Origin of the sequence: Arthrobacter sp. Cr_A7 (assembly GCF_029222765.1) — a bacterium.
Classification (GTDB): Bacteria; Actinomycetota; Actinomycetes; order Actinomycetales; family Micrococcaceae; genus Arthrobacter.
In genome coordinates, this window is the sequence record NZ_JARHXQ010000089.1 from 1 (window position 1) to 10,142 (window position 10,142).

Consider the following 10,142-nt stretch of genomic DNA (forward strand, 5'->3'; position numbering starts at 1 on the left):
CAGCTTCGATGTGCGCCACGGCGAGGTCCACGCGCTGGCAGGCGGTAACGGCGCCGGGAAGTCCACGCTCATGAAGATCCTCCAGGGCGTCTACCAGACAGACGCCGGTGAGATCCTCATCGGAGGCAAACCTGCCTCCATCAACTCGATCCAGGACGCGAAGGCCGCCGGGATCGGCATGGTCTTCCAGGAATTCAGCCTCGTGCCGAGCCTGACCGTTGCGCAGAATATCTTCCTCGCCGCTGAACCGCTCGGCCCGGGCGGGCTCATCGACGACCGAACAGCGGTGAAGCGGGCCAAGGAGGTCTTCGCCGAGATGGAGGTCGACGTCGACCCCCGCGCCGAGGTCTCCCGGCTCGGCACCGCCTACTGGCAGCTGACCGAGATCGCCAAGGCCCTCGCACAGAACGCAACTGTGCTGATTATGGATGAACCGACCGCCAGCCTGGCCCGCCACGAGTCGGAGGCCCTCTTCGAACTGATTGACCGCCTTAAGCGGCGTGGCATCTCCATCATTTACATCTCCCACCGCATGGACGAGGTGTACCGGCTCGCAGACCGCATCACCATCCTCCGCGACGGCCGCCACCTCCTCACGGAGCCGCTCACTGACGTCACTCCCGAGCAGATCGTGGAAGGGATCGTCGGGAAGAAAATCGAGGGCCAGCTTTCGTACCGTGCCCGTCAGGTGGCCCAGGACGCGGAACCCCTGCTCGAGGTCCGCGGGCTGAATGCCGGCCACCGGGTCCGGGACGTGTCCTTCGCACTCCGGCCCGGCGAAATCCTCGGCCTGGCAGGACTCATGGGCAGCGGACGCACCGAGCTAGCGCGTGCACTCTTCGGCATTGACAAGGTGGACAGCGGAGAGGTCCTGCTTCGCGGCAAGAAGGTCAACCTTGCAACTCCGCAGCAGGCCATCAACGCCGGCGTCGCCCTCATCCCGGAGGACCGCAGGGCCCAAGGCCTGGTCCTTGAGCACTCCGTCCAGGACAACCTGCTGCTGCCGCTGCTTGGACAGATTCAGCGCGGACCCCTCCTGGACGGCATCAAAGGCAAGGAATTGTCCTCGTCGCTCATCAAGAGGTTCGCAGTAAAGGTGGCCCACCCCCACCGGCCGGTGCGGCTGCTCTCCGGCGGCAACCAGCAGAAGGTGGTCATCGCCAAGTGGCTGGGCACCGATCCGGACATCCTGATCCTGGACGAGCCAACGGCCGGCGTCGACATCGGCACCAAAAGCGAAATTTTGGACATGATCCGTGAATTGGCCAATGCCGGCAAGGCGGTCATCGTCATCTCCTCCGAGTATCCCGAACTACTCGCGGTCAGCGACCGCGTCCTCGTCCTCAAGGACGGCTCCATCATCCGCGACATCCCCCGCAGCGAGATCGCTGACGAGGAATATCTCCAACTTGCAGTCCAGGGAGTCTGAACAGTGAGCAAGGCAAACACCATCGCGCCCCGGGACACCACCGCGGCACCCCGTCAATTTGGCACCATCCTGAAAGAACTCGACTGGCGCCGCTACGTCATCTACATCGGCTTCGTCGTCGTCTTCCTTTTCTTCGCCGTTCTGCTGCGCGACCAGGGCTTCCTGTCGCCGAACAACCTGCTGAACATCTTCCGGCAGACTGCCACCATCACCGTCATAGCAGTAGGCATGACATACGTGATCGCCTGCGCTGAAATCGACCTGAGCGTCGGATCCGTAGCCGGCCTCTCCAGTGTCTGCACCGCCATGGCCCTCTCCCAGTGGGGCCTGATCCCGGGCATCCTTGCCGGCCTCGCCGTCGGGCTCGTAGTCGGATCGGTCAACGGCGCCCTGGTAAGCCTCCTCGGAATCCCCTCCTTCCTGGTGACCCTCGGCATGCTGGGAATAGCCGTTGGCGTTGCCCAGTGGATTACCGCCTCGGCGCCCCAGCCGATTCTGAACGACACCTTCAACACGCTGTTCGGATCGGGGAACTTCGGTCCAATTCCGGGCTTGGTGGTCTGGAGCGCCATCTTCGTTGCCATCGGCGCCGTCGTACTGAACCGCACCCGGTTCGGCCGGCAGGTCCTCGCCACAGGCGGCAACCGCAACGCGGCAGAGTTCACCGGCATCAACACCAAGCGGATCAAATTCCAGGTGCTCCTCATCTCGGGCATGGTGGCGAGCGTCGCCGGCATGCTGTACGCCGGCCGCCTCGAGTCGGGCCGATTCCAATGGGGAGCAGGCGACGAACTCTCCGCCATCGCCGCGGTCATCCTGGGTGGAACCAGCCTCTTTGGCGGATTCGGCTCAATCGTCGGAACTCTCTTCGGGGCCCTGCTGATTGGCCTGATCAACAACGGACTGATCCTGGCCGGGCTCGACAGCAGCCAGCAGCAGGTGGTCCGCGGCGTCATCATCATCCTCGCGGTCGCGCTCGCCCGGAAGAAGTAAAACAGTGCCGATGATTCCGGCACGCAACGTGCAGTCCATCCCTGCAGTCGAAAGGCACAAACAATGAAACTTGGTTACTGTTCCATCACCTGGGGCGGCGTCGTCGGCCACCCCCAAGGCGTGACGAGCGTCAAGGACCTTTTCTACATGACCCACGGATCCATGAGCGACGCCGTCCGGGACATCGCATCTGTCGGGTACGAAGGTGTGGAAATGTTCGACGGCAACCTCGCGGAGTACGCCAACAAGCCGGAGGAACTCAAAGAGCTCCTAAGCAGCTCCGGGGTCTCCCTGGCAAGTGTGTATACCGGGGCGAATTTCATCTACGCAGACATCCTGCCCGACGAGATGCACCGGATCCACCGGGCCGCCGAGCTGGCGGCGAGCTTCGGAGCGGAACGGCTCGTGGTTGGTGGCGGGGCACGACGCGCCGCCGGAACCAACGAGGAGGACTACCGCCGCCTCGGTGAAGCGCTGGACAGCGTCACGGACATCGCAGAAAGCTTCGGGCTGTCGGCAAGCTACCACCCGCATCTCAGCACCATCGTGGAGAGCCCGGACGAGCTGGACAAGCTAATGCCGCTCACCCGGATAGGCTTCTGCCCGGACACGGCCCATCTCGCAGCCGGCGGAGCAGACCCGGCCGCGGTCATCCGGAAGTATCCCGACAGGATCCGGCACGTCCACCTCAAAGACTTCCAGCCGAACCCGTTCAACTTCCTCCCGCTGGGCCAGGGCGAACTCGACTTCCCGGACATCATTGCCGCCATCCGGGAAAGCGGATACGACAGCTGGCTCATGGTCGAACTCGACAACTACGACGGCGATCCACGGGAAGCTGCCGAAATCAGCAAGAAGTATCTCGAGAAAATCCTCTAACCAATTTGACCATCAGGGAAAGCCAGCCTCGGCGACTCCCGTCTTTTCCGAAAGGAACCTCGTTCACATGCAGAACCTCAACGTCGGCCTCATCGGTGGGGGCTTCATGGGCAAAGCCCATTCCCTCGCTTACGCTGCCATGCCCATGTTCTTCTGGCCTGCACCGGCCCTCCCGGTCCGCAAGGTCATCGCGGAGGCCAATCCGGAACTGGCGGCCGAAGCGGCGCGTCGCTTCGGCTTCGAAAACTCCACCTCTGACTGGCGCAGCATCATCGAAGATCCGGACATCCACGTGGTGGATATTGCAACGCCGAACCATCTCCACGCTGAAATCGCCATAGCCGCCGCCGAAGCGGGCAAGCACATCATCTGTGAAAAGCCCCTTGCGCGGACCGGGGAAGAATCCAAGGCCATGTATGACGCAGTCAAGGACAAGAACATCGTCCACATGGTCGCCTTCAACTACCGGCGCACGCCCGCCGTCGCGCTGGCCAAGAAGTACATCGAGGAAGGTGCCATAGGCAAGATCCTCAGCTTCCGCGGGACCTACCTGCAGGACTGGAGCGCCGACCCCAACTCGCCATTGTCCTGGCGTTTCCAGAAGTCAATCGCGGGTTCCGGCGCCCTTGGCGATATCGCCACGCACGTCTTCGACATGGCCCGCTACCTCGTCGGTGAGTTCAGCGCCGTCAACGCCGTGCTGTCCACCTGGATCCCCGAGCGGCCCCTCCAGGCGGGCGGGGCCGATGCGCTCGGCACCGTACGGGGCGGAGAGGGCCCGCGGGGACCGGTTGATGTCGATGACGAGGTCATGACGATGATCCGGTTCGCAAACGGAGCAGTGGGATCCGTGGAGGCGACACGCAACGCGCACGGAAGGAACAACTACATCACCTTCGAAATCCACGGAACCGAAGGCAGCATCGTCTTCAACTACGAACGACGCGATGAGCTGCAGGTCTGCTTCGCTTCCGACCAGGCCGACCGCCGCGGATTCCGCACCGTTTACACCGGCCCGGCCCATCCGTACGGAGAAGGCCTCTGGCCCATTCCGGCCCTGGGTATTGGCTACGGGGAAACGAAGATCATCGAGGCGTACGACTTCTTCAAGGCCATTGCGGAAGGCGGCAGCGTGAGCCCCAACTTCGCAGATGGCTACCAGGTGGCCCTCATCGACGACGCCATTGTCGAGTCCGCTGCAAAAGAATCATGGGTGGAAGTTCCCCAGATCACCGACTAACCCAGTTCCGGGAGGGACGGCCAAAAATCCGTCCCTCCCGGAAACCCAGGACGACCATAACCAAGGAAGACAAGATGCCACATCCCCTCCCGATCCGCCAGGAGACTTCCGAAGTCTGGCTCATGCCGGTTTTCATCGCCAAAGCAGGGCACGAAGCCGACCTCCAGGAAGCCCTCCACGCTCTTCAGACGCTAAGCCGGAAAGACCCAGGATGCCTGGAATACACCGTTTTCTCTGACGAACATCAGCCCGGCACCTTCGTTCTCTTCGAAGGCTGGGCGCGTGACGAGGACCTCGTAGCACATAACGAAGAAGACCATGTCAAGGCGTTTGTGAAGGAAGCGGAACCGCTATTGGCAGTACCGTTTTCCGTCACTCCCATCACGCCCCTCACCTAGCCCGACGACTCCTGGACAACGCATACCGCCTGCCGATGCCCTGGGGGTCACTCCGAGAGCACGGCAATTCCGTCAATCTCCACCTTCATTCCGGGCCCAAGTCCGGCGGAGACGGTGGTACGGGCGGGATAGGGCTTGTCGAAGAACTCCCCGTACACCTCGTTCATGCCGGGGAACTCCCCGTGCTCGCTGATAAACACACGGACCGTGACGAAGTCGTTCATGCTGCCGCCGGCCGCCTCGACCACATATTTGAGGTTCTGCAGCGTCTGGCGGGTCTGCTCCCTAATGCCCTCCCCCACGAGCTGGCCGGTTTTGGCATCGAAGCCGCCCTGCCCCGCGAGGTAAAGGGTGGTCCCGACTTTCACGGCCGGGGAGTTGCTGGACGCCGGAATCATCGCCGTCTATATCGTCTACAACCTGGCCTTCGGCATCTGGATGATGCACGGCTTCTTCCTGGACGTTCCTGCCGAGGTTGAAGAGGCGGGCCTGGTGGACGGCCTCACGGAGTGGGGCGTGTTCCGCAGGGTTTCGCTTCCCATGGCGGCATCCGGTGTCATTGCGACCGCGACCCTGGTGTTCATTCTTACCTGGAACGAGTTCTTTTACGCGTTCGTCCTCACCCAGCGGACCGCCAACACCTTCCCCACAACGATCCCCGGGTACTTCGGGGCCTTCCAGGTGGAGTGGGGATCGATGTTCGCCGCGAGCACCCTGGGCATCCTGCCGCCTGTCATCTTCGGCATCCTTGCCCGGAAGTGGCTTGGTAAGGGGCTCTCCGGCGGCCTCGTCGACTGACCACACCACATTCAACGCCGGCAGTTGGGCACGCGATGCCCGACTGCCGGCGTTCGTCGTGCATTTCTGGAACCCGCGAAATTGCCCCGTCGGCTGAGCTGCAGGACCTGGATTCAGGCGAGTTTGGTTACCTGGTAAGTGTGGCCCGCCGCGCGGAGTCGCTGTATGAGCTCGTTGCCGAGTGCAGTGGCCGGTGTCAGCGATCCTTTCGCGGCAGGCAGCCGGTCACCGTCGAGGGCAAGAGCGAGTGCAGTCTCGCCTGCCATCACCGCGGTGGCGGCATAACCCGGATCACCGGGGCCAGCAGCAACCGCCTGGTATCGGTGCCCGCCCTCGGTGCGGGCGGTCACCTGGGAGCGGAACCAGCCCGTGCGCTGCGTACTGGTGCCCGGACCCGCACCCGGTGCCGGAAGAAAGCGGTCAAGCACCCTCCGGGTCGGCGGGAACGCCATCGCGCCCGTGAATGCCCGCAGCCCAAGTGCCATTGCCCTGGCGATGACCGCTCCCGCCGGTCCCCGGGCCACCCCCATCACCTCGCCGTACTGAAGGGAACGGCCGTAGGACCAGCCCTGCAAGGCGTTGCTGCGGCGCACTATCCGGGTGTTGAACGGGGCCATGATGAAGGGCGCGGTCCAGGTGCCGTCATCGGAACGGCGCACAGGACCGGAGTCAGGAGGCTGTTGTGTCGTCGGTTCCCGTGTGCGGTCCGGGCTCAGAGCGTAGGGGTCCGCGGCTAATGACCTCAAGGCGGTGCTTGATTGCATTGCGTCGAGCTGCCCGCGCATCGATTCGAGTGTTCCTCCGCTGATGCCGCCTTTGGCAGTAGCAACAAGTTGGACCTCGGCCAGACCGCCAGCGCCATCGGCTTCTGCCGCCTGATGAAGCATCAGTACAGCGAGGTCGGACGGCACAGAGTCGTAGCCGCAGGAGTGCACGATCCGGGCCCCGCTCGTCCTGGCCAAAGCGTCGTAGCGATCGATCGCCTCTCGGACGAAGGACACCTCACCCGCAAGGTCGGCGTAGTGGGTACCGGCCCGCGCGCAGGCGTCGACGACGGGTAGTCCGTGTTTCGCATATGGGCCGACGGTAGTGAAGAGTACGCGTGTGTTCGCGGCCAGGGCGGCGATAGAGTCCGCGTCCTCCGAGTCGGCTTCGATGAGGGCCCATCCGTGCGCCGCGACCGGCAACTGCGACCGAGCCGCCGCGAGTCTGGACATCGACCGGCCCGCGAGTCCGACTCGCAAACCGGCTGGTGCATGCTCCGCGACGTAGCCGGCGATCAGTCGGCCAACGAAACCCGTCGCTCCGTAAAGAACGAGGTCATGTTCCCGAGATGAGGTGTCCATAACTGCAGCCTTTCACCGGAGGCGTGGCAAGCGAATACCACGGGGTACAGGGTCTCCTTTCGAGCCGTAAGGACGGGTGCCACACCTTTTATCTCGGGATTGTGATGCCCAATCTAGCCATGCGCCGGTAGATGGTCGCCCTGCTGATGCCGAGTTCTGCTGCCGCTCCGCTCACCGTGGCCCCTGGCTTGGAGAGACACCGGACGATTTCGTCACGTTCGACAGATTCGATCCGGGTCAGCTGCAGTCGGCGTCTTCCCAGGAGGTAAGCGGGCAGATGGCTGATGTCGATGGTCTCTGTCTTAACAGCGGCGGCATGAATGACAGTAAAGAGTTCGTCGATGTTTTCCGGCCAGTCATGGGCCATTAGGGCCTTTTCTGCCGCTGAAGTGAAGTTGATGTCCCGCAGCCGGGTTTGACGGGCAGCGTATCTGGCCAGGTGCATGACATCGTCGCCGCGTTCCCGCAATGCCGGAGTGGAAACCACAGTGTCGACCATCCCCGCCAAGGGATGCGGGATGCCGTCAAGCCTCTCGGCAGTGACGGCCCATGCGAGCGTCGGCGCACTTCCGGCCGGGGAAACAGGAAGTGAACTCAGTGCGCGGAGGGCCTGGGCATGGAGTTCTTGTGCAGCCCAGGCAGGCAACAGGTCTACGTTTTCGACGATGACCGCCGTTGCTGGTTTCGCCAGTTCGGGGGTCCACAATGAAAGCCACGCCTCGACGTCACCGGGCGCGGGGGCGGCCGCCGAGAGAATTCGGTCCCCCGGACGAACCTGCCGTATTGCCTGGGCCAGCAGGGTCGCTCGCCCCGAACCCTGCTCGCCTATGGCGGCTACAACCTGTCCGGAGGCAAGGGCGTGGGTCGCATGGTCGAGGGCGCTTGTCCAGGCTGAGGACATCCTGCGTACGGTTCCGGCCGCCGGTTCGAGCTTGCCCCTCTGGATGCGGAAGACGCCGCCTTTTGGTCCAGCTTTTTCCTTGCGGCCCTGTGACCTCGCGAGCATTAGGGCGGAGGTGTTGCCCGCCGCTGATTCGGCCAACGCCAGCAGCAGCTGGGGGGACGAGCGGGACCATGTGGTGATGTTGACGCTGCCTTCCAGCAATCCGGTGACCGGATCGAAGACCGGGACGGCGGCGCAAGTGTAGGTCCGGAGGCTGGCACTGTAGTGTTCCTCCGCGCGGACGAGGGTGGGGATGCGGTCGGCCAATGCGAGCCCCATCCCGTTGGTGCCTGCATCCCGTTCGGAAAACGCGAACCCCGGAGCAAGATGAACCTTATCGAGCGCCCGTAAAAGGGACGTGTCTCCGCTGAACCTGTTCAGGAGCAGGCCAGCGGAATCGGTGAGCATGAGGCTGAGAGGCTCGTTCGCCAATGTGCTGTAGAGACCCGTGAGTACTTCCTGGCCGCACTGGAAGAACAGGGAGTCGGTCTTTGCCGAGCCAGCCCACATCGGTTCCACTTCGTCGGCGGAAACCCCGTATTCCTCGCTTCGCTGCCACGAAGCAAGCAGGCGCTTGGCAGGGGTGACAAGCTGGCCGGCGTCCGGATCGCGCGGCAGCGTGACAATCGCCTCGTCCTTGTTCGGCATCATCGCCGTCCTCCTCGTTTCGATACTTCGAGATTACGTCGTTTCGAGATGTCAGTCCGAAGAGAGCCGTCTCAAAATGAGACACGCACCACATGTTGTTAGGTGTTTTCCCGGCCTACCTTCGATGGTGTCGCGACTACGGCAGTCGCGAGAAGGAGACCAGACATGTACAGCAAAGACGGCGAAAACTATTTCATTGTCGACGCCCACATCGCCCTGTGGGATGCCCGCCCGGAGAACCAGCGGAATATCCATGGAAAGCAGTTCATCGATTGCTTCTACGACTACCACCGCAACCTCTCCCCCGAGGAGGAACAGTGGTCCTACGAGGAATACCTCTACCAGGGCGGCACGCGGCTCATGAAGGACCTGTTCGAGGACGGCTACGTCGACCATGCAATCTTCCAGCCGGCCTATCTTGGCGCGTTCTACAAGAGTGGATTTGCACAGGTTGAGGAGGCATACGGCCTCGCCGCCTCGAATCCGGACAAGCTGACGTACAACCATTGCTACGACCCCCGCCACGGAGAGGCAGGCCTTGATCGGTTGCGCGCCGACCACGAAAAGATGGGCTTCAAGGGAGTCAAGCTCTACACCGCCGAGTGGCACGGCGAATCCCGCGGCTACAAGCTTTCCGACCCCTGGTCCTACCGATACTTCGAGGAATGCCGAAAACTGGGCATCAAAAACATCCATATCCACAAGGGCCCCACCATCCGCCCCCTGGACCGGGACGCCTTCGACGTCGCAGACATCGACCACGCCGCATCCGATTTCACCGACTTGAACTTCATCGTCGAACACGTCGGCCTGCCCCGCCTCGAAGACTTCTGCTGGATCGCAACCCAGGAACCCAACGTTCACGGCGGCCTGGCCGTGGCCATGCCCTTTATGCACACCCGCCCGCGGTACTTCGCCCAGATCATCGGCGAGCTCATCTACTGGATTGGCGAGGACCGCATCCAGTTCTCCAGCGACTACGCCCTGTGGACACCCCGCTGGCTCATCGAGCGTTTCGTCGACTTCCAGATCCCGGAAGACATGACCGAATACGCCCCACTCACCACTGCCCAGAAGAAAAAAATCCTGGGACTGAACGCCGCGAAGATGTACGACATACCGGTACCTGCAGAGCTCCAACTCCCTGACGCGAACGAGACAAAAACAGGACCACGACAGCCCGAACGCGCAGATCTGGCAGGCGTCCGGTGACAGCACTGCACGCCGACTTAGCGGCTGGCACCGGCTGGGACGTGACGGCGGCGGACATCCGTCGTGCTCTGGACTCCGTGATCGACCCGGAACTGGATGAGCCGATTACCGACCTTGGCTTCGTCCGCTCGCTTCAAGTGCGGGCCGGCGTCGACGGCGCCTTCGTGGAAGTTCACCTGCGGTTGCCCACCTCCTTCTGCTCGCCCAATTTCGCCTACCTCATGGCATCCGACAGCAAGGACGCCATCGCGGCGCT

At 62.9% G+C, this 10,142-nt stretch carries 11 protein-coding genes; 8 read left to right on the forward strand and 3 right to left on the reverse strand.

Going from position 1 to position 10,142, the window contains the following annotated elements:
- The 5 genes from P2Q66_RS05415 to P2Q66_RS05435 form a co-directional block, all read left to right on the forward strand.
- Window positions 1-1,429: sugar ABC transporter ATP-binding protein (locus P2Q66_RS05415; protein ID WP_275726192.1), on the forward strand; the 1,429-nt coding region annotated here is incomplete at its 5' end.
- A gap of 3 nt (window positions 1,430-1,432) precedes the next feature.
- Window positions 1,433-2,422: an ABC transporter permease gene (locus P2Q66_RS05420; protein ID WP_079595157.1), complete on the forward strand. Its 990-nt coding sequence runs from the start codon at window positions 1,433-1,435 to the stop codon at window positions 2,420-2,422.
- Between the two features lie 63 nt (window positions 2,423-2,485).
- Entirely contained in the window at window positions 2,486-3,301 is an 816-nt protein-coding gene (locus tag P2Q66_RS05425; protein ID WP_275726194.1) for a sugar phosphate isomerase/epimerase, read from the forward strand.
- A gap of 67 nt (window positions 3,302-3,368) precedes the next feature.
- The gene (locus tag P2Q66_RS05430) at window positions 3,369-4,541 is read left to right on the forward strand and encodes a Gfo/Idh/MocA family oxidoreductase (RefSeq protein ID WP_079595159.1); all 1,173 of its coding nucleotides are present in this window, start codon (window positions 3,369-3,371) and stop codon (window positions 4,539-4,541) included.
- Window positions 4,542-4,615: 74 nt separating this feature from the next.
- Window positions 4,616-4,939, forward strand: a complete 324-nt coding sequence (locus P2Q66_RS05435; protein ID WP_275726195.1) for a putative quinol monooxygenase — start codon at window positions 4,616-4,618, stop codon at window positions 4,937-4,939.
- A 47-nt stretch (window positions 4,940-4,986) separates the two neighbouring features.
- Here the strand turns inward: P2Q66_RS05435 and P2Q66_RS05440 are convergent, their stop codons facing one another.
- The gene (locus P2Q66_RS05440; RefSeq protein WP_275726197.1) at window positions 4,987-5,307 is read right to left on the reverse strand and encodes a RidA family protein; all 321 of its coding nucleotides are present in this window, start codon (window positions 5,305-5,307) and stop codon (window positions 4,987-4,989) included.
- Between P2Q66_RS05440 and P2Q66_RS05445 the strand changes: the two genes are divergently transcribed.
- Window positions 5,291-5,737 (forward strand): carbohydrate ABC transporter permease, encoded by a 447-nt coding sequence (locus P2Q66_RS05445; RefSeq protein WP_275726199.1) that lies wholly within the window; start codon window positions 5,291-5,293, stop codon window positions 5,735-5,737. The two genes, P2Q66_RS05440 and P2Q66_RS05445, sit on opposite strands and share 17 nt — an antisense overlap.
- Before the next feature lie 113 nt (window positions 5,738-5,850).
- Here P2Q66_RS05445 and P2Q66_RS05450 read toward each other — a convergent pair whose 3' ends face one another.
- Together P2Q66_RS05450 and P2Q66_RS05455 are read right to left on the reverse strand one after the other, a co-directional pair.
- Complete coding sequence (locus tag P2Q66_RS05450; protein ID WP_275726200.1) at window positions 5,851-7,083, reverse strand: saccharopine dehydrogenase NADP-binding domain-containing protein; 1,233 nt, start codon at window positions 7,081-7,083, stop codon at window positions 5,851-5,853.
- An 88-nt stretch (window positions 7,084-7,171) separates the two neighbouring features.
- Window positions 7,172-8,677 (reverse strand): helix-turn-helix domain-containing protein, encoded by a 1,506-nt coding sequence (locus P2Q66_RS05455; RefSeq protein ID WP_275726201.1) that lies wholly within the window; start codon window positions 8,675-8,677, stop codon window positions 7,172-7,174.
- A 162-nt stretch (window positions 8,678-8,839) separates the two neighbouring features.
- Between P2Q66_RS05455 and P2Q66_RS05460 the strand changes: the two genes are divergently transcribed.
- Window positions 8,840-9,886: an amidohydrolase family protein gene (locus tag P2Q66_RS05460; RefSeq protein ID WP_275726203.1), complete on the forward strand. Its 1,047-nt coding sequence runs from the start codon at window positions 8,840-8,842 to the stop codon at window positions 9,884-9,886.
- On the forward strand, window positions 9,883-10,142 hold a 260-nt coding region (locus P2Q66_RS05465), incomplete at its 3' end, for an iron-sulfur cluster assembly protein (RefSeq protein ID WP_275726204.1). The genes P2Q66_RS05460 and P2Q66_RS05465, both read left to right, overlap by 4 nt.